The organism is Pseudomonas sp. IT-347P (assembly GCF_949768005.1).
Classification (GTDB): Bacteria; Pseudomonadota; Gammaproteobacteria; order Pseudomonadales; family Pseudomonadaceae; genus Aquipseudomonas.
The window spans coordinates 924,807-943,202 of the sequence record NZ_CATKPQ010000011.1 but is presented as its reverse complement, the minus strand read 5'-3'; the positions used below and the strand labels follow the sequence as shown (position 1 = coordinate 943,202).

16 protein-coding genes and 1 pseudogene are annotated in these 18,396 nt (G+C 59.8%); 12 read left to right on the top strand and 5 right to left on the bottom strand.

Annotated features, from left to right (window positions below):
• Window positions 1-58: 58 nt before the first annotated feature.
• The 3 genes from ACM6IV_RS08205 to tpx all read right to left on the bottom strand — a co-directional run bounded on the left by ACM6IV_RS08205 (window position 59) and on the right by tpx (window position 5,140).
• On the bottom strand, window positions 59-3,160 hold the full coding sequence (locus ACM6IV_RS08205; RefSeq protein ID WP_414869516.1) for an MdtB/MuxB family multidrug efflux RND transporter permease subunit: 3,102 nt from the start codon (window positions 3,158-3,160) through the stop codon (window positions 59-61).
• The gene (locus ACM6IV_RS08200; protein WP_414869515.1) at window positions 3,157-4,464 is read right to left on the bottom strand and encodes an MdtA/MuxA family multidrug efflux RND transporter periplasmic adaptor subunit; all 1,308 of its coding nucleotides are present in this window, start codon (window positions 4,462-4,464) and stop codon (window positions 3,157-3,159) included. The genes ACM6IV_RS08205 and ACM6IV_RS08200 overlap by 4 nt, the downstream gene beginning before the upstream one ends.
• Window positions 4,465-4,639: 175 nt before the next feature.
• On the bottom strand, window positions 4,640-5,140 hold the full coding sequence (tpx, locus tag ACM6IV_RS08195; protein ID WP_414869514.1) for a thiol peroxidase: 501 nt from the start codon (window positions 5,138-5,140) through the stop codon (window positions 4,640-4,642).
• A gap of 344 nt (window positions 5,141-5,484) precedes the next feature.
• Here tpx and ACM6IV_RS08190 point away from each other — a divergent pair, with 344 nt between their 5' ends.
• Complete coding sequence (locus ACM6IV_RS08190; protein WP_414869513.1) at window positions 5,485-5,910, top strand: YciI family protein; 426 nt, start codon at window positions 5,485-5,487, stop codon at window positions 5,908-5,910.
• A gap of 103 nt (window positions 5,911-6,013) precedes the next feature.
• Here the strand turns inward: ACM6IV_RS08190 and ACM6IV_RS08185 are convergent, their stop codons facing one another.
• Window positions 6,014-6,490: a hypothetical protein gene (locus ACM6IV_RS08185; protein ID WP_414869512.1), complete on the bottom strand. Its 477-nt coding sequence runs from the start codon at window positions 6,488-6,490 to the stop codon at window positions 6,014-6,016.
• A 136-nt stretch (window positions 6,491-6,626) separates the two neighbouring features.
• Window positions 6,627-6,995 carry a DUF6124 family protein gene (locus ACM6IV_RS08180; protein ID WP_414869511.1) on the bottom strand — a complete coding sequence of 123 codons (369 nt, stop codon included), beginning with the start codon at window positions 6,993-6,995 and terminating at the stop codon, window positions 6,627-6,629.
• 585 nt (window positions 6,996-7,580) lie between these two features.
• On the opposite strand from ACM6IV_RS08180, the pseudogene ACM6IV_RS08175 reads away from it, so the two are divergent.
• From ACM6IV_RS08175 to ACM6IV_RS08125, 11 genes and pseudogenes are all read left to right on the top strand, one after another.
• A pseudogene (locus ACM6IV_RS08175) lies at window positions 7,581-7,876 on the top strand (hypothetical protein); the annotation flags it as partial.
• Window positions 7,877-7,917: 41 nt separating this feature from the next.
• Window positions 7,918-8,118 carry a hypothetical protein gene (locus ACM6IV_RS08170; protein WP_414869510.1) on the top strand — a complete coding sequence of 67 codons (201 nt, stop codon included), beginning with the start codon at window positions 7,918-7,920 and terminating at the stop codon, window positions 8,116-8,118.
• A gap of 12 nt (window positions 8,119-8,130) precedes the next feature.
• Entirely contained in the window at window positions 8,131-9,081 is a 951-nt protein-coding gene (locus tag ACM6IV_RS08165; RefSeq protein WP_414869509.1) for a transporter, read from the top strand.
• 22 nt (window positions 9,082-9,103) lie between these two features.
• Window positions 9,104-10,084, top strand: a complete 981-nt coding sequence (locus tag ACM6IV_RS08160) for an AAA family ATPase (protein WP_414869508.1) — start codon at window positions 9,104-9,106, stop codon at window positions 10,082-10,084.
• Window positions 10,081-11,016: a DUF58 domain-containing protein gene (locus tag ACM6IV_RS08155; RefSeq protein ID WP_414869507.1), complete on the top strand. Its 936-nt coding sequence runs from the start codon at window positions 10,081-10,083 to the stop codon at window positions 11,014-11,016. The genes ACM6IV_RS08160 and ACM6IV_RS08155 overlap by 4 nt, the downstream gene beginning before the upstream one ends.
• Window positions 11,013-11,615 carry a DUF4381 domain-containing protein gene (locus ACM6IV_RS08150; RefSeq protein ID WP_414869506.1) on the top strand — a complete coding sequence of 201 codons (603 nt, stop codon included), beginning with the start codon at window positions 11,013-11,015 and terminating at the stop codon, window positions 11,613-11,615. Before ACM6IV_RS08155 ends, ACM6IV_RS08150 begins: the two co-directional genes overlap by 4 nt.
• Complete coding sequence (locus ACM6IV_RS08145; protein ID WP_414869505.1) at window positions 11,602-12,594, top strand: vWA domain-containing protein; 993 nt, start codon at window positions 11,602-11,604, stop codon at window positions 12,592-12,594. Before ACM6IV_RS08150 ends, ACM6IV_RS08145 begins: the two co-directional genes overlap by 14 nt.
• Window position 12,595: 1 nt before the next feature.
• A complete protein-coding gene (locus tag ACM6IV_RS08140; protein WP_414869504.1) occupies window positions 12,596-14,176 on the top strand; it encodes a VWA domain-containing protein in 1,581 nt (526 codons plus the stop codon).
• Window positions 14,173-15,597, top strand: coding sequence for a hypothetical protein (locus tag ACM6IV_RS08135; RefSeq protein ID WP_414869503.1), 1,425 nt, complete (start codon window positions 14,173-14,175; stop codon window positions 15,595-15,597). The genes ACM6IV_RS08140 and ACM6IV_RS08135 overlap by 4 nt, the downstream gene beginning before the upstream one ends.
• A complete protein-coding gene (locus ACM6IV_RS08130; protein ID WP_414869502.1) occupies window positions 15,594-16,616 on the top strand; it encodes an HAD family hydrolase in 1,023 nt (340 codons plus the stop codon). The genes ACM6IV_RS08135 and ACM6IV_RS08130 overlap by 4 nt, the downstream gene beginning before the upstream one ends.
• A 69-nt stretch (window positions 16,617-16,685) precedes the next feature.
• Window positions 16,686-18,260 carry an arylsulfatase gene (locus ACM6IV_RS08125; RefSeq protein ID WP_414869501.1) on the top strand — a complete coding sequence of 525 codons (1,575 nt, stop codon included), beginning with the start codon at window positions 16,686-16,688 and terminating at the stop codon, window positions 18,258-18,260.
• Window positions 18,261-18,396 lie beyond the last annotated feature (136 nt).

Genomic DNA, 18,396 nt, shown 5'->3' with positions numbered 1-18,396 from the left:
GCTGACACGCCGCTTTCGCGAGCGAGCCCGCTCCCACAAGGGGAATGTGTCCGGACAGTCATACCGACACCTCTTCGCTATCGGTATCGGTCTTGCCAAAGCGCCGACCGAGGCGGTCGAAGTACAGGTAAATCACCGGCGTGGTGAACAGCGTCAGCACCTGACTCACCAGCAGGCCGCCGACCATCACCAGACCCAGCGGCTGACGCAACTCAGCCCCGGAACCGGTGGCGAGCATCAACGGCACCGCACCAAACAGCGCCGCCAGCGTGGTCATCAGAATCGGCCGGAAGCGCAGCAGCGCCGCCTGATAGATCGCCTGCTCCGGCGCCATGCCTTGCGTGCGTTCAGCATCTAGGGCGAAGTCGATCATCATGATCGCGTTCTTTTTCACGATACCGATCAACAGGATGATGCCGATGATCGCGATCATGCCCAGGTCATTGCCGCTGAGCAGCAACGCCAGCAACGCGCCGACCGCCGCAGACGGCAGGGTCGAGAGGATGGTGATCGGGTGGATGTAGCTCTCGTACAGCACGCCGAGCACGATGTACATGGTCACCACCGCCGCCAGAATCAGCAGCAAGGTGCTCGACAGCGACGCCTGGAACGCTTCGGCCGCGCCCTGGAACTGGGTCTGCACGCCGACCGGCATGCCGATGTCCTTCTGCACTTGTTCGATAATGTCGACCGCATGCCCCAGCGCCACGCCGGGCGCGAGGTTGAACGACATCATCACCGCCGGGAACTGGCCGATATGGGTGATCGCCAGTTGCGCCTGCCGCTCTTCGACATGGGCCAGACTCGACAGACGCACCTGCGCGCCGTCGGTGGTCTTCACGTGAATCTGGTCCAGCGCCTGCGGGCCGATCTTCTCTCCGGCCTGCGCCTGCAGCACCACGCGGTACTGGCTGGCCTGGGTGTAGATGGTCGAAATCTGCCGCTGGCCGAAGGCGTCGTACAGCGCATCGGTGATGTTCGCCACCGAGACGCCAAGGCGTGAAGCGGCATCGCGGTCGATCACCAGATAGACCTGCAAGCCCTTGTCCTGCAAATCACTCGCGACGTCGGTCAGTTCGGGCTGCCGGGCCAACGCTTCGACCAGACGGCTGCTCCACTGGCTGAGCAGTTCGGCGTCCGGCGAGGACATGCTGAATTGATACTGCGTGCGACTGACGCGGTCCTCGATGGTCAGATCCTGCACCGGCTGCATGAACAGACGGATGCCGACCAGTTTGTCCAGTTGCGGTTGCAGGCGCGCAATCACTTCAGTGGCGCTGAGATCGCGCTCACCATGGGGTTTGAGATTGATCAGCAAGCGACCGCTGTTGAGCGTGGCGTTGTCGCCGTCGACACCGATATAGGACGACAGGCTCTGCACCGCCGGATCTTCCAGAATGATCTTCGCCAGTTGCTGCTGGCGCTCGCCCATTGCCGCGAAGGAAATCGACTGCGGCGCCTCGGAAATGCCCTGAATCACCCCGGTGTCCTGCACCGGGAAGAAGCCTTTCGGCACAACCATATAGAGGAACACGGTCAACGCCAGGGTGCCGACGGCCACCAGCAGCGTCAGCGGCTGGTGCTTGAGCACCCACTGCAACTTGCGCCCGTAGGCGGCGATCATCCAGTCGATGACTGCCCCACTGGCGCGGTAGAAACGGCCCTGCTCATGCTCTTCCGGCTCACGCTTGAGCAGTCGCGCGCACATCATCGGCGTCAGGGTCAGCGAGACCACCAGCGAAATCAGGATCGCCACCGCCAGGGTGATGGCGAATTCACGGAACAAGCGCCCGACCACGTCGGCCATGAACAACAGCGGAATCAGCACTGCGATCAGCGACAGGGTCAGGGAAATCAGGGTGAAGCCGATCTGCTTCGCGCCTTTGAGCGCGGCCTGCATCGGGCTGTCGCCCTCTTCGATGAAACGCGCGATGTTCTCGAGCATGACGATGGCGTCATCGACCACAAAACCGGTGGCAATGGTCAGCGCCATCAGGGTCAGGTTATTCACCGAAAAACCGGCCAGGTACATCACGCCGAAGGTGCCGATCAGCGACAGCGGCACGGCCACCGACGGAATGATCGTGGCACTGGCGCGGCGCAGGAACAGGAACGTCACCATCACCACCAGGGCGATGGCGATGAGCAATTCGTGCTGCACATCGGTGACCGAGGCGCGAATGGTCTGCGTGCGATCCGTCAGTACCGTGACATCTAGGCCGGCCGGCAGGTTGTCGGTGATGCTCGGCAGCAATGCCTTGATACGGTCGACCACCTCGATCACGTTGGCGCCTGGCTGACGCTGGATGTTCAGCAACACGGCCTGATTCTGGTTGGCCCATGCAGCGAGGCGTTCGTTCTCGGCGCCATCGACGATTTCCGCCACGTCCTTGAGCCGCAACGGTGCGCCGTTCTTGTAGGCGAGGATCAGGTTGGCGTAGTCCTTGGGCGAGGTCAGCTGGTCGTTGGCGTCGAGCATCGACACTCGCGTCGGGCCGTCGAAGTTACCTTTTGGCTGGTTGACGTTGGAGGCGCCGATCAAGGTGCGCACGTCCGCCAGGTTCAGGCTGTTGGCCGCCAGCGCTTCAGGATTGACCTTGATGCGCACGGCCTGACGCTGCCCGCCGGCAATGCTGACCATGCCGACGCCGCTGATCTGAGCGATTTTCTGCGCCATGCGCGTATCGACCAGGTCATTGAGCTTGGGCAACAGCATGGTTTTTGAAGTAATAGCCAGGGTCAGCACCGGGGTGTCCGCCGGGTTGACCTTGTTGTACACCGGGGGCGCCGGCAAATCGCTCGGCAGCAGGTTGGTCGCGGCGTTAATCGCGGCTTGCACCTGCTGTTCGGCGACGTCCATGTTGATGTCGAGGCTGAAACGCAGGGTCAGTACCGACGCACCGCCGGAACTGGTCGAGGCCATTTGCGTCAGGCCCGGCATCTGCCCGAACTGGCGCTCGAGCGGCGCCGTCACGGCACTGGTCATCACATCCGGACTGGCGCCGGGATACAGCGTCATGACGCGGATGGTCGGGTAATCGACCTGTGGCAGCGCCGACACCGGCAGCAGGCGATAAGCAATCAGGCCGGCCAGCACGATGGCCAGCATGCTCAGAGTGGTGGCTACCGGTCGGAGGATGAACAGCCGCGAAATGTTCATGCGCCCTTCTTGGCCTTGTCAGTGACAGCAGCGTCTGGGGTCTGGGCGGCGGACTTGCCTTGCAGGTGTTCGGTCGGTGTGGTCGGGACTTGATTGCTGTCGTTGACCACTTCCACTTCGCTGCCTTCCTTCAGTCGGTCGGTGCCTTCCAGCACCACGCGGTCGCCGGCAGCCAGGCCTTCGGTGACCACGGTGTTTTCGCCATCACTGGCGCCGATCTTCAACTGGCGAATGGTGACTTTCTTGTCGCCGTCCAGCGCATAGACGAAGGTACCGTTGGTGCCGAACTGAATCGCTGCCGACGGTGCCAGCACCACACCTTTCAGTGTGTCAGCCAGCAAGTGCACGTTGACGAACTGATTGGGGAACAGCGCCTGATCGCGGTTTTCGTAGCGGGCCTTGAACTTCAGGGTGCCGGTGGCGACGTCGATCTGGTTGTCGAGGCTTTGCAGAACGCCGGTGGCTTGCAGCTTGGTGTCGCCGCGATCCCACGCTTCAGCCGGTAGTTTGGCCCCACTGCGATAACGGGCGAGCACGGTTTCCAGGCTGTTTTCCGGCAAGGTGAAAGCGACGCTGATCGGTTGCGTCTGAGTGATCACTGCGAGGAAGGTGGTGTCATTGGCGGTGACGAGGTTACCCACGTCGACCTGGCGCAGACCAACACGGCCGGCAATCGGCGCGCGGATCTTGGTGAATTCGAGATTGAGTTTGGCGTCGTTGACCGCCGCCTGATTGGTCTTGACCGTGCCCAGATACTGACCGACCAGCGCTTCGGCGGTGTCGAGCGTCTGTTTGGCGATGCTGTCCTCTTTGTACAGGCCGCGATAACGCTCGACGTCGACCTGAGCATTCTTCAGTTGCGCCTGATTCTGCAGCAAGGTGCCTTCAGCCTGCAGCAAGGCGTTCTGGTACGGGCGCGGGTCGATTTCGGCCAACAGGTCACCGGCCTTGACCATCTGCCCTTCTTCGAAATTGATCTTGACCAGCTCGCCACCCACCCGGCTGCGCACGTTGATGGTGTTGAGCGCGGTCACCGTACCCAGCGCCTTGTAGTACAGCGGGAAATCGCCGGTGACCGCCGGCGCCACGCGCACTGGAATCGGCCCGGTGCCGCCGCCGAAGCCCGGCCGCATCATCCCCGAACGCCCGGTGTGTCCGGCCGCAGCCTTGTCGGCCCCCTCTTTGTGGGCTGAACCGGCGGGCCAGAATTTCCAGCACAGGACGGCAATGACCAACAAAACAAGCAGGCTGATCAGCCAGCGGCGGGCAGTACGGGGGGACGATTGCATGGAGTGATTAACCATTGGGCGCGTGGGCTTCTTTTACGGGAGGCTGAACGATAAGCACTGGTGGGGATTTAGCAAAGCAGCTTTACCGGCAATTTACCTTCAACTTACGTTTCAAGGTGTGAGGCAAAACACTGATACACAAATGAAAACGGCCTGGACAGGGCCAGGCCGTTAACAATTGTAAAAGCGCTTACTTGAGAACGGACAGTGCCGCTTCGTAGTTAGGCTCTTCGGCAATTTCCTTGACCAGTTCGCTGTGCAGCACGTTGTCGTTTTCATCCAGTACCACGACGGCGCGAGCGGTCAGGCCTTTCAGCGGGCCGTCAGCGATCGCCACACCGTAGTTCTCGATGAATTCGCTACCGCGCAGGGTCGACAGGTTCTGTACGTTTTCCAGACCTTCGGCGCCGCAGAAACGTGCCTGGGCGAACGGCAAGTCAGCGGAAATGCACAGCACTACGGTGTTGGCGATGTCATTGGCCTGGGCGTTGAACTTGCGCACCGAAGTGGCGCAGGTCGGGGTGTCGACGCTTGGGAAGATGTTGAGGATTTTGCGCTTGCCGGCAAAGTCTTTCAGGGTGACGTCGGACAGATTGCCGGCAACCAGAGAAAAGGCTGGCGCCTTGGAACCGGCTTGTGGCAACTGGCCGTTGACTTGAACCGGATTGCCTTTGAGGGTGACTTGAGCCATGACTTGAGTCCTTCTGATGTTTTGATTGGAAAGCATGCAAGAGGCCGAAGTTAACCACGAAATTGGCCGACGACCTATGCCCTGACTGAAATTGTTAGGTGCCAGCGCGAAAAGTTGTATACAAAACCACACCCGCTCGCCTGTAGGAGTGAGCCTGCTCGCGATAGCGGTCTGTCAGTCAATATCTGCGCATATGACCCACCGCCATCGCGAGCAGGCGAAGGCCTACAATTAGATCTGCGGTGTGACAGATTCTCCGCATCTTTTACCAGAGACCCTGTCGATTCAAGCCCGGCCCGTTCGACTAAGCAGTGAATCCGCCCACACTCCACGGAGTCACCGCCATGCGCTTCATGATCCTTGTAAAAGCCACTGCCGACTCGGAAGCCGGCATCATGCCCAGCGAAGAACTTATCACCGCAATGGGCAACTTCAACGAAGAACTGGTCAAGGCCGGCATTCTCATCGACTGCGACGGCCTGCACCCCAGCAGCAAAGGCGCCCGCGTGCGCTTTTCCGGCAACCAGCGCACGGTGATCGACGGACCGTTTATCGAGACCAAAGAATTGGTGGCGGGTTACTGGATCTGGGAAGTGCAGTCGAAAGAAGAAGCCATCGAATGGGTCAAGCGCTGCCCTAACCCGATGCCCGGCGAGTCTGAAATCGAAATCCGCCAGATATTCTCCGCCGAAGACTTCGGCGCCGAATTCACCCCCGAAGCACGTGCGCAGGAAGAACGCGTTCGCGAACAGGCCAAGAAAAACGGCTAAATCGGATATCACCTGTAAGAGCTGCCGAAGGCTGCGATCTTTTGATCTTGAAAAGCAATGTCGAAGGATCGCAGCCTTGTTTAATTCACATCTGCAGAATCGGTCAGTCGGGCATCGATCGGAGGATGTCGGCCAGATCATCCTTGGTTATTTCATTGGCCTTGATCGCAGCGGCGACATCTGTTTTGGAAAGCGGAAAACGTTTGAAGATTTCTTTCAAGGTTTCCTCATTTACATTGGCCAGCCAGAGCGGATCGATAAATGAGCCGCCATACTCAGGCTTCATGGCCACGTCTTCGTGTGCAATTGCACCTTTATGGTTGAGATACACCACATAACGGTCATGCCCTTCAGGAAAACGTTTATCGAGATAAAGCGTGGTTCCCAAAGGCAGGACATAGTTGTTCTCGTCGCTATTTGGCCCTTCAATCAGTAACGGCTCTTTGGTTTTGATCATTTTTCTGTCGTGCCCTTTCCCGAAATCACCAAAAATCAGAAAAGCCAAAAAAACCGCATTGACGGATAAAACTGCCGCCAGCCATAGGCTCAGTCGCCTATTTGTAAATGTTTTTCCTATCAAGCCTTGCTCCTGCAATTGTCACGGTTATTCCCAACCGTCTTTCAAGGGATGCTCTGCGTTCCAGCTTGCGGATCAGACGCAGAGCATCAAGGGCTGCATTCCCACGCAGAGCGTGGGACCGATCATTCAAGAGCGATCAGTTCTTGAGTTCGACGTGATCCAAGGCCTGGTTGACGGCCAGCTCACCCAGCATGACGACCTGTGCGATCCCCAGTGCAGTCTTGCGCTGAGAGGTTTCCAGCGAGGCGGCGAAGTTCATCAGCATTTCGCTGGCCGAACCGAGGGTTTCGCTGGCGTTGGCGAGCAGGGATTCGGTGTTGTAGCTGGGGTTGGCGAGGTACATGGGTTCCGGCTCGTTAACGCTGGACATGATGCCGACGGCGGGATTGAGGTAGTAGTCGAGCGCGCGGTCGGCGGCTTCGTGAAGTTTCTTAATGTCGACTGAGGCGTAGGGGGATGTGCTGTCGGCGTCTGATTCTGGGGGATTGGGTGTTGGCTTTTTCATAGTGTTTTCTCTATCCAAGCGGTGAAGCTGGTCCATTCGGCTTCCGGTCGAATGGGTGGCAGCTGTACGCAGGCTGGAAACCCGGGGGATAGAGAAACCCGGACGACCCGAAGGTCCCCCACGCACAGCCGCCATAACAAAGTACGCACCAAAAAAGGTGCGCAAGCATACGTCATGAACGGTGCTGTTGCGTTCAGTTTTCCCCCGGGGTTTCCAGTCCCGGTCGCTGATTTGGCAGCGACGAACACAGGCTAGAGACCCGACGTCCGACGGACAACCTGAAAACCTTGTGGGAACGTTCCGCAAAATCAAAACAACCTTTAAACATCCCGAATTGAAATACGCACAGGCAGGAGCAGCCTCGTTTGACTCGACAGCTCCTACACCATGAGCAATGAAATAGTTATTACACAATCACCTGCGAACCCGTACACAAAACCAAAGAATTAATCCCTTCGGCTGGCTAACTCCTGATTAGCTGCTAGCGTCATTCAGACGTGTCCTACAGGCTTGATAAGAAAGGGATTACGCAGTAACGGCCGCGAAGTGCCAAGTTATCCAGAAGCCACCAGGGAATCGGGGATGATGGTCAATCGAGTGGGGAAGACTCTTTTTCTGGCGAGTTCGCTGGCGGCTGCGTGTGGCGCGCAGGCGGATAACGCCGAAGATTCGAACAAAAACAACAACCCGCTCAACGTCGCGCCCGGCGCGAATCTGCAGGACTACTACCCCCCAGACTCTACGACAGCAACGCGCACACCCATGACGTGTGCACCTTGCCGATTGCGCCCAACGAGTTCATCGGTGTGCCGCAACTGGTTCGCGCAACGCTCCCGATCAGCACCCGCCCCGATCCACACAACGCCGCAGTTCGTGGTGTACACCGGAATCAATGTGACATTCGGCAAATAAGGAAAACGCCATGCACGCTGCTTTCAGAGTCACGGCATACGGCCTGATGATCATGTTTGTCAGCTGTGGCGTTGGCGCCCGGCAGCCCAACTGCCCGCCGACACCAAACGGCTCGGCACAGGGGATTTTTCGCCTTGATATGCCAAAAACGGAAGTCGCCAGTGGTGAATGGAAAATGCCGTTGCTCAACCCGACCCTTTCAAAACAATAAGCGGAGTTTTTGATGATCAAGCCCAATGTAGTGCGCCCGCTGTTGGCGCTGTGCATGATCGGCAGTCCGCTGCTGTATGCCGCTGAAGGCGGGGTCGGTCGACCGATCACCGGCCAGCAGGTTTTTTCCAATGCCGGGATCGTCCCACCCGAGCCGGGGTGGATCATGTCGCTGACCAGTATCTGGTACGACGGCTCGCTGAAGGGCAGCAAGGGTGCACCGATTTCCGGCGCAGTCAGCGGCGGGATCGACATGAAAGTTTCCTACACCATGGGCAACTTCACCCATGTGTGGGACACCGGCAAAGGCCCGTGGAATTATGCCTCGGCGATCGGCGTGCCGGTGCAATACACCGACATCAAGGCCAGCATCACCGGCCCGCGCGGACGCACCTTGGGTGACAGCGATTCCGGCACGCAATTCGCCGACGCCTTGATCACGCCGATTGCCGCCGGCTACCACTTCGATGAGCTGAACCACATCTCGTTTTCGCTACCGATCTACGTGCCCACCGGCGCTTACAACAAGGATCGTCTGGCCAACCCGGGGCAGAACAACTACACCTTCATACCCACGGTGGCGTTCACACATCTTGACGGCAAGGGTGGCGAACTCAGCCTGATGAGTGCGTTCGAGCGCTATACCGAAAACGATGCCACTGATTACCGCAACGGCAATATCTTCCGCCTCGACGCGCTCTGGACCTTCGGTTTCGGTGACGGCTGGAACGCGGGTGTTGCCGCCGGCTACATCCAGCAACTGACCGACGACAAAGGCCAGACCGCCGACACTTTCAATGGGTATCGCGGGCGCTCGGTAGGCGCCGGCCCCGTTGTGGGCTGGATCGGCAAATTTGCCGACGCCCAAGCCAACATCAGCGCGCGCTGGGTCCCGGAGTTCGACACCAAAAACCGCCCTGAAGGCAACGGCTTCAGCGTCAACCTGACCCTGGCCTTTTTCTAGACCGGACACAAAGGACTGCCCCATGACTGCGCTTACCGACCTCAACGCCCTGCAAGCCAGCATTGCCGAAGCCGTACTCGGCCAGGATCAGGTGATCCGCCAGATTCTCCTTGGCCTGTTGGCTAACGGTCACTTGTTGCTGGAAAGCCTGCCGGGGCTGGCCAAGACGCGCACGGTCAAGGCGCTGGCCAAACATCTGGACGCGAAGATGAGCCGCATCCAGTTCACCCCGGATCTGCTGCCCTCGGACATCACCGGCGCCGAGGTGCTGCATCAGGTCGAAGGCAAAAACGAAATCCGCTTTCAGCCGGGGCCGTTGTTCGGCAATCTGATTCTTGCCGACGAGATCAACCGCGCCCCTGCGAAAGTGCAAGCGGCGTTGCTTGAGGCAATGGAAGAACGGCAGATCACGGTAGCCGGCAACAGCCATGCCCTGCCCGATCTGTTTATTGTGGTAGCGACACAAAACCCGATCGAACAGGAAGGCACCTATCCGCTGCCGGAAGCGCAGATGGACCGTTTTCTGATGAAGGTATTGCTCGACTACCCGAGCGCGGAAAACGAAAGCCAGGTCCTGCGCCTGCTGCGCAACGAAGAATTCGCCCAAGGCGCCAGCACTACGTCTGCCAAGGGTTTCAGCATGCCGCAGGACGTGATCTTCGCCGCACGCAAGGAAGTCAGCGCAGTACACGTGTCGCCGGCGATCGACAGCTACCTGATCGACCTGATCAACGCTACCCGCCACCCCGCCGATTACGACGAAGACCTTGCGCGCTGGATTGCCATCGGCGCCAGTCCGCGTGGCGGCATCGGCCTGGATCGTTGCGCGCGCGCCGATGCCTGGTTGCAGGGTCAGGACTTCGTTTCGCCGGACAACGTGCGCGCAGTGGTGCACCCGGTACTGCGCCATCGCCTGCAATTAAGCTACGACGCGGTGGCCGACGGCGTCAGCGCCGATCAGGTGCTCGACCGCATTCTCGATAAAGTGGCGATTCCGGCATGAACGATGAAGGCCTGGTCTACGTCTCTCTCGCGCAATTGATGGCGTTGGAGTTCAAGGCCCGTGACCTGAGTTTTCTGGCGCGACAGCCCCGGGGCAGCATCCTCGCGGGCAACCATGCTTCACGCTTGCGCGGACGTGGCTTGAATTTCGATGAATTGCGCCGCTATCAGCCGGGCGACGATTTGCGCCACCTCGACTGGCGCGCCTCGCTGCGCACCGGCAAACCGGTGGTGCGTACCTTCACCGAAGAGCGCGACCGCCCGGCGTTGATCGTGGTCGATCAGCGCATGTCGATGTTCTTCGGCTCGCAACGCAGCTTCAAATCCGCCCTCGGCGCTGAACTCGCAGCACTGGCGGCATGGATGGTGTTCAACGCTGGCGATCGGGTCGGCGGGCTGGTGTTCAATGATCAGCGGATCGACAGCATTGCGCCGCTGCGCAGCCGCAAACGCGTGGAAGCCTTGCTCAGTCGTATCGCCGAGCAGAACCAGGCACTGAGTGCAGCCAACCCGGACGCCGAAGACGAAGATCAACTGGACAAGGTCCTGCAGCGCTGCCTGGCCCTGGCGGGTCACGACCATTTGATCTGCATCGTCAGCGACTTTGCCGGGGCTGGCGAACGGACCTTGCAACGGATGCGACAACTGTCGGCGCACAACGACGTGATTGCGCTGCAGGTCTATGACCCGCTGGCGATGAAGCTGCCAAGCAATGGTCGCCTGCTGGTCACTCAGGGCGAGTTGCAAGTGGAGCTGGCGGTGGAAAAACGCAACGTGCACCAACCGCTGGGGGATTTTCTCAGCGGCCGGCTGAAAGATGTCGCCACCCTGCTGCGTCGCAGTCAGGTGCCGTTGATGATGTTCAGCACCGCCGAAGAAGCCCATGCACAACTGCGCGCCGAACTGGGTAAAAGCGCCGGAGCACAGCGGTGAATCCGAATATTCCCAGCATCGAACAGCTTAAAGAGCTGGGCTTGCCCGCGCCGGTCAGCTATGCACCGCAGACGTGGGGGTGGTGGGTCTTGCTCGCCATTCTGATATTGGCCGCGCTGTTGATCGGCATTCGGCGCTATGTGCAATGGCGCAGGAATGCTTATCGACGTGAAGGCCTGGCGCGTCTGGCGCAGTTGCGTGGTCGCAGCGATGACCTCAATGCGTTGCGCGAACTGCCGGAACTGCTCAAACGTGTGGCGCTCTCGATGCCCATGCACAAACCTCTTCGGTGGAATGCAAACCCTGTGGGAGCGAGCTTGCTCGCGAAGAGGCCGGCACATTCAACATCTGTGGTGTCTGACACACCGCTTTCGCGAGCAAGCTCGCTCCCACAGGGGGTTGCAGCGCTTGGGCGGGAGGATTGGCAAGTCTTTTTGCAACAACACTGTAGGCAACAGCTGCCGGCAGACTTCAGTACGCAACTCGCACAACTCGCCTACGCCCCCGACGACACCCTGCGTGCCCTCCCCGCGCCGCAACGTCGGGCACTGTTCGAGACCTGCCAATACTGGATGGAACATCACCATGTGGCAGCTTGATTACCCCTGGCTGTTGCTCCTGCTGCCATTACCTTGGCTGGCTTACCGCTATCTGCCTGCCTACAACGAGGCCCGCAGCGCCGTGCGCGTGCCGTTTTTCGCAGCGATGAGCCGCGCCGTCGGTGAAGCACCCGGCATCATCGGCAACCGCCGCAATCATTGGCAACTGCTGCTGAACTTCCTTGTCTGGACGCTGATTCTGTTGGCGGCCGCACGCCCGGTATTCGTGGAAAAACCCATCGAGCGGCAGCAACCGGTACGCGACCTGATGCTCGCCATCGACCTCTCGCAGTCTATGGAAACCGAAGACTTCACCAACGCCAACGGCGAAAAGATCAATCGCCTCGCCGCCGTCAAAGAGGTGGTGCAAGGCTTTATCGACAAGCGCAAGGACGACCGCCTCGGCCTGATCGTGTTCGGCACCGGCGCCTACCCGCAGGCGCCGCTGACCCTCGATCACGCCAGCCTCACTCTGTTGCTGGTCGACACGGGTATCGGCATGGCCGGCCCCAACACGGCGATCGGTGACGCGATCGGTTTGAGCCTGAAGCTGCTGGACAAGGCTCACGAACAGGAAAAAGTGCTGATCCTGCTCACCGACGGCAACGACACCAGCAGCGCGATCACCCCGGATCACGCGGCAGAAATGGCCGCCAACAAAGGTGTGATCATTCACACCATCGGCATCGGCGATCCGAATGCGTCCGGTGAAGCCAAAGTCAACCTGTCGACGCTGCAACAGATCGCCAAAACCACCGGTGGGCAATTCTTCCGCGCCGAAGATCGCAACGCACTGGATCAGGTCTACGCCACCCTCGATCGCCTCACGCCGCACCAGGTGAAAACCCTCAGTCATCAACCGCAGCGGGAGTTGTTCTTCTGGCCGCTGAGCGCGGCGATTGCCCTGCTGGCCCTGTATCACTTCGGCGCGATGCTGCGCGTGCGCCTGGCCTTTGCACGTCAGCGGCAGGAGGCTTGAGATGGAAATCAACCTCAGCGATTTCCATTTTCTTCGCCCTCTTTGGCTGCTGCTCGCACTGTTCGGTGCCGTGCTGCCGTTGCTCTGGCGACGTGGTCGCGACCTGCAACGACGGCTGCGCGGCAATATTGCCGAGCACCTGTTACCGCACCTGCTGGTAACCCCGCAGGATCATCAGCGCCTGCTTCCGGTGCATCTGCTGTGCGCACTGTTGATCCTCGGCGCCGTCGCCGCAGCCGGGCCAACCTGGGAACAGGATCGACCGGACTTCCTCGAAAATCGTGCGCCGCTGATTGTCGCCGTGGATCTATCGCCGTCAATGGACGCCAGCGATGTGCAGCCGAGCCGACTGGAAGCGGCGAAACACAAACTGCACGACCTGATCCAGCGCCGCGCCGGTGCCCGTACCGCGTTGATCGCCTACGCCGGCAGCGCCCATCTGGTGTTGCCGCCGACCGATGATCCCGCGTTGCTCGACACGTTCATTCAAGCCTTGGGCAGCGGGTTGATCGACAAACCGGGCAAAGACGTCGGCGCCGTGATCGATCAGGCAAAACGCTTGCTCAACGCTGAAAAAACGCCCGGCAGCCTGCTGCTGATCACCGACGGCGCTGACACCACACAACTCGACGGCCTCGCTAAACGTGTGGGCGACAGCTCATTGCAAGTGTTGGTGCTGGCGGTCGGCAGTGTAGACGGCGGCATCATTCACGATGCCAACGGCCAACCGCGCAGCGATGCCAACGGGCGTCCGGCACTCGGCCGTTTCGATCCGGCAGCAATCAAGCAACTAGCCTCCGCTGTCGATGCGCCACTGGGCAGCCTGACTGTCAATGACGATGACCTGGACTGGATCGAACTGCACGCGCAACAGCACTTCCAGAGCGCCAGTGCCGAGCAGCGCGAATTGCACTGGAAAGACGCCGGTTACTGGCTGTGCTGGCCGCTGTTGCTGTTGGCGCTGTTCAACGTGCGCAAGGGCTGGAGCGTCAACTGGATGCCCGCGCTGGCTCTGGCGATTGGTTTGGGCTGGCCGGCGGCACCGGCGCAGGCCAACGCGCTGACCGATGCCTTTTTCACCCGCGATCAGCAAGGTCGCTGGGCCTTTGAACATGAACACCTGCCGCAGGCCGCCGCGCTGTTTGTCGACCCGTACTGGAAAGGTATTGCGGCGTATCACGCGGCCGATTACGACCTTGCGCTGGCAACCTTTGCGCGGCTGGACACGCCGCAGGCGTATTTCTATCTGGGCAATATTTATGTGCGTCGCTTCAAGTTCGATGAAGCCATCGCCGCGTATACCCAGGCCTTGAAGCTGCAACCGCAATTCCCCGAAGCCACGGCCAATCTGGCGCTCGCGCAAGCGTTGCTCAAGGACACCGAAAGCGCCGAGAAAAACGCCCCGGAGACCAAACCCGACGAGGTGAAATTCGACAAGGCGCCGGGCAAGGGTCAGAGCAAAAAGGTCGAGACCGAGCAGGCTGCGTCCGATGCCTTGTGGCTGCAGAACCTGACCACCTCGCCGGCGAAGTTTCTCAAGCAGAAGTTCAGCTTGCAGGATCAGGTAGGGGCCAAGCCATGAAGCTTCCAAACCCTCCTGCCGCCTTCGCGAGCAAGCTCGCTCCCACAGTGGACTTGTGTACACCGCAGCCCCCCTGTGGGAGCGAGCTTGCTCGCGAAGGGGCCCGCCGGATCACCACAGCTCTGCTGATAGGTCTAGCTAGTGGCCTGTTCACACTTCAGGCCTTTGCCGCTGACCCCCAACTCAAAGTCCAGGCCCACCTGCAACCCGCCGAAGGCGCCATGGTCGGCGGCCTGGTTGAACTGCAAATCGACGTCCTCACCGACACCTGGTTCACCAGCGCCGCCACCCTGCCCGACCTGAAGCTCGACGGCGCCCTGATCATGCCGCCAGACGGTCAGGCGCAGCACCTCAATCAGACCCTCGACGGCCAGGCCTTCAGCGGTTTGCGCTACAGCTATCTGATTACCCCGAACGTCGCCCGTACGTTCGATATCCCGGCGCTGACCGTGCGCGCCACACCCGGTCAGGCCACCGCTGAAATCAGTGCGCAGAGCCAACCGCTGCAATTCAGCGCCGCCCAGCCACCGGGCTTCCAGCCTGGAGAAACACCGTTGGTGGCCAGCGGTTTGCGTTTCACCCAAACCCTCATCAACTCGTCGACGCCATTGAAAACCGGCGACAGCATCACCCGCCAACTGACCCTGCAAGCGGATGGTGCACTGGCGATGGCCCTGCCGATTCCGACGCTGAGTGATGTCCCCGGTCTGAGCCGCTACGCAAAAACCCCGCAAGTCACCGCGCTTGACGACGGACGTGGAGACATCCTCGGCGGTCAGCGCATCGACAGTGTCACCTACCGCATCGACAAGGCCGGTTCATACACCCTGCCCGCTATCGAAGTGAAATGGTGGGACGCCAGCACTCGAGAATCACGCATCGCGCAAGTGCCGGCGGTGACATTCGACGCAGCCGCTGGCAGCGCCTACAAACCGGTGTTTTCGATCAGCGAAGACCTCAAGCAGTTGGGCCAGAATCGCCTGCATTTCTCCACCCGCTGGCTGGGGTGGCTGACCTTGCTCATGGTTGTCGTCGGTGCCGCTTACTTGCTGCGCCCTGCACTCATCCGCGCCAGAAAAAACTGGCAAGCACGTAGGCAAGCGCAACAACGAGCATGGCAGCAATCACCTGATTTCGCCTGGCAGCAAGTCAACGCGCAACTGCAGGCGAGACCGGCGCAATTGAGCGCGCTGTACCTGTGGCTGCGCCGCAGTCGGCTGGGCTTGAAACTGGTGGATGCCGGTCCGCGCCTGCAAGGCCTGTTACGCGGGCTTTACGGTCGTCAGCCCAGTACCGAGCAAACACTCGTTCAACTGCGCGAATCATTGACTACGCTTCACAGTCAGGCCGCACAGCAGCGGGCAAAACCGGCCTCGGCCCTGCGCCCGCTCAACCCCGTTCACGAGAAGGATTGCCCATGACGACCGCGCTATGGCACCGCCAACGTTTCGGAATCGCCCTGTTGTTTGGCCTCGCCCTGCCGCTGCTGGCTCAGGCCAACGAGCCGCTGCCGTCGTGGAATGACGGCCCGGCGAAGAAGAGCATTATCGAATTCGTGCAAACGGTGACTGACCAGACCAGCAAGGACTTCGTCAGACCGGCCGACCGCATCGCCGTGTTCGACAACGACGGCACCTTGTGGAGCGAGCAACCGGCCTATTTCGAATTGCTGTTCGCCTTTGAAGAGGTCAAGCGCACCGCTGCACAGCATCCGGAATGGAAAACCACCCAGCCGTTCAAAGCCGTACTGGAAAACGATCACAAAGCGTTGGCCGCTTCCGGCATGGACGGCCTGCTGAAAATCGTCGGCGCGACCCACACCGGCATGACCACCGAGGCTTTCGATGACTACGCCAAGACCTGGCTCAGTCAGGCGCGCCATCCGAAAACCGGCAAGCCGTACACCGAGATGATCTTTCAGCCGATGCTGGAAATGCTCGACTACCTGCGCAGCCAGGACTTCAAGACCTACATCGTCTCCGGTGGCGACACCGGGTTCATGCGCGCCTTCGCCGAAAAGGTCTATGGCATCCCTCCGGAACAGGTGATCGGCACCACGTTCATCACTTCATTTCAATACAAGGACGGCAAGGCCTCGATCGTACGCACGCCAAAACTGGCGCACAACGACGATGGCCCCGGCAAACCGGAAAGCATCGACGCGGTGATCGGCAAACGGCCGATCCTCGCCTTCGGCAACTCCGACGGCGACCTGCAGATGCTGCAGTGGACAGCCGCCGGTTCCGGCAAGCGTTTCATGGGCCTGGTGCACCACACCGACGCCAAACGCGAGTGGGCCTATGACCGCCAATCCGATATCGGCCGGCTCGACAAGGCCCTCGACGAAGCCAATTCCCGTGGCTGGACCGTGGTCGACATGGCGTCGGAGTGGCGCCGGATCTACCCGTTCGAGCCACCGGTCACCGGGCAGGTGCAATAAGAAAGCGTGATGCAGGACTGCAATAAACGTTAGTCGCAAAAACGACCCCCGCGAAAAGGAGCAAGTCAGATGACTCGCATACGCAAATGGCTACCGAAACTCGCCCTCGTGGCGACTTCGGTCATGGCGCTGTCGGCAACGGCCACGGCGGCTGAAAAACCCAACATTCTGGTGATCTTCGGCGATGACATCGGCCAGACCAATATCAGCGCCTATTCGATGGGGGTGGTTGGCTACAAGACCCCGAACATCGACCGCATCGCCAAAGAAGGCATGATGTTCACCGACTACTATGCGGAGAACAGTTGCACGGCTGGACGATCTTCGTTCATCACCGGCCAGACACCGCTGCGTACCGGTTTGTCGAAAGTCGGCATGCCTGGCGTGCCAGTCGGCTTGCAGCCCCGCGATATAACCATCGCCCAAGCATTGAAAGCACAAGGCTACGCAACGGGCCAGTTCGGTAAAAACCACCTCGGTGATAAAGACGAATATCTGCCGACCAACCATGGTTTCGACGAGTTCTTCGGCAACCTCTATCACCTCAATGCCGAAGAAGAACCGGAGCGTCCGTACTGGCCCAAGAATGATGCCGAGTTCGTCAAGGCAGCCTCTCCGCGTGGGGTGATCCACAGTTTTGCCGATGGCAAGATCGAAGACACCGGCGCGTTGACCAAAAAACGCATGGAGACCATCGACGACGAAACCACTGCGGCAGCTCAGGCATTCATCGAGAAGCAATCGAAGGCGAACAAACCGTTCTTCGTCTGGATGAACACCACCCGCATGCACGCGTTCACTCACGTGCGCGAATCGATGCAGGGTCAAAGCGGCATGATCGGCAACGAGTATGCCGATGGCATGATCGAGCACGACGGCGATGTCGGCAAATTGCTCAAGACGCTCGATGACCTGAAGCTGACCGACAACACCATCGTGGTCTACACCACCGATAACGGCCCTAACCAATGGTCATGGCCGGATGCGGCAACCACGCCGTTCCGCAACGAGAAGAACTCCAACTGGGAGGGTGCGTATCGTGTGCCTGCGATGATTCGCTGGCCGGGTAAAGTCAAGGCGGGTGAAGTTTCGACGCAAATGTTCTCAGGTCTGGACTGGTTCCCGACGCTGTTGGCTGCGGTCGGCGACACCGATATCAAGGATCGCCTGCTCAAAGGCGCCGACGTCGGCGGCAAGAACTTCAAGGTGCATCTGGACGGTTACAACCAACTGGATTACCTGACCGGTAAAACCGACAAGAGTGCGCGTGACGAGTTCTATTACTTCAACGATGACGGCGTGCTGGTTGGCATGCGCTTCAACGATTGGAAAATCGTCTTCTGCGAACAACGTGCCCCTGGCGGCCTGCAGGTGTGGAGCGAACCATTCGTGTGTCTGCGTGTGCCGAAAATGTTCAACCTGCGCATGGACCCGTATGAACGTGCCGATGTCGTGTCAGACCAGTACTACGATTGGCTGACCAAAAACGACTACCTGATCTTCGACGGTACTCGTCGTTCTGCGAAGTTCCTGCAGACCTTCGTCGACTATCCACCGAGTCAACGTCCGGCGAGCTTCAGCATCGACCAGATCCGTGAGGACGTGGATCGCCGCATCGAAGAGAAAATGAAGAAAGCCCAGTAATACCGCTCGACTGCCGCTCGCCTTCACCGGCGGGCGGCTCTTTTTTTGACGTGGGACCGTGTCGGCCCCATTCGCGAGCAGGCTCGCTCCCACAGTTTTATGTTGTAAACGCAATCCCTGTAGGAGTGAGCCTGCT

Coding starts and splice junctions, on each gene's coding strand:
- ACM6IV_RS08205 (WP_414869516.1), bottom strand. CDS start 3,160: ATGAACATTTCGCGGCTGTTCATCCTCCGACCGGTAGCCACCACTCTG.
- ACM6IV_RS08200 (WP_414869515.1), bottom strand. CDS start 4,464: ATGGTTAATCACTCCATGCAATCGTCCCCCCGTACTGCCCGCCGCTGG.
- tpx (WP_414869514.1), bottom strand. CDS start 5,140: ATGGCTCAAGTCACCCTCAAAGGCAATCCGGTTCAAGTCAACGGCCAG.
- ACM6IV_RS08190 (WP_414869513.1), top strand. CDS start 5,485: ATGCGCTTCATGATCCTTGTAAAAGCCACTGCCGACTCGGAAGCCGGC.
- ACM6IV_RS08180 (WP_414869511.1), bottom strand. CDS start 6,995: ATGAAAAAGCCAACACCCAATCCCCCAGAATCAGACGCCGACAGCACA.
- ACM6IV_RS08170 (WP_414869510.1), top strand. CDS start 7,918: ATGCACGCTGCTTTCAGAGTCACGGCATACGGCCTGATGATCATGTTT.
- ACM6IV_RS08165 (WP_414869509.1), top strand. CDS start 8,131: ATGATCAAGCCCAATGTAGTGCGCCCGCTGTTGGCGCTGTGCATGATC.
- ACM6IV_RS08160 (WP_414869508.1), top strand. CDS start 9,104: ATGACTGCGCTTACCGACCTCAACGCCCTGCAAGCCAGCATTGCCGAA.
- ACM6IV_RS08155 (WP_414869507.1), top strand. CDS start 10,081: ATGAACGATGAAGGCCTGGTCTACGTCTCTCTCGCGCAATTGATGGCG.
- ACM6IV_RS08145 (WP_414869505.1), top strand. CDS start 11,602: ATGTGGCAGCTTGATTACCCCTGGCTGTTGCTCCTGCTGCCATTACCT.
- ACM6IV_RS08140 (WP_414869504.1), top strand. CDS start 12,596: ATGGAAATCAACCTCAGCGATTTCCATTTTCTTCGCCCTCTTTGGCTG.
- ACM6IV_RS08135 (WP_414869503.1), top strand. CDS start 14,173: ATGAAGCTTCCAAACCCTCCTGCCGCCTTCGCGAGCAAGCTCGCTCCC.
- ACM6IV_RS08130 (WP_414869502.1), top strand. CDS start 15,594: ATGACGACCGCGCTATGGCACCGCCAACGTTTCGGAATCGCCCTGTTG.
- ACM6IV_RS08125 (WP_414869501.1), top strand. CDS start 16,686: ATGACTCGCATACGCAAATGGCTACCGAAACTCGCCCTCGTGGCGACT.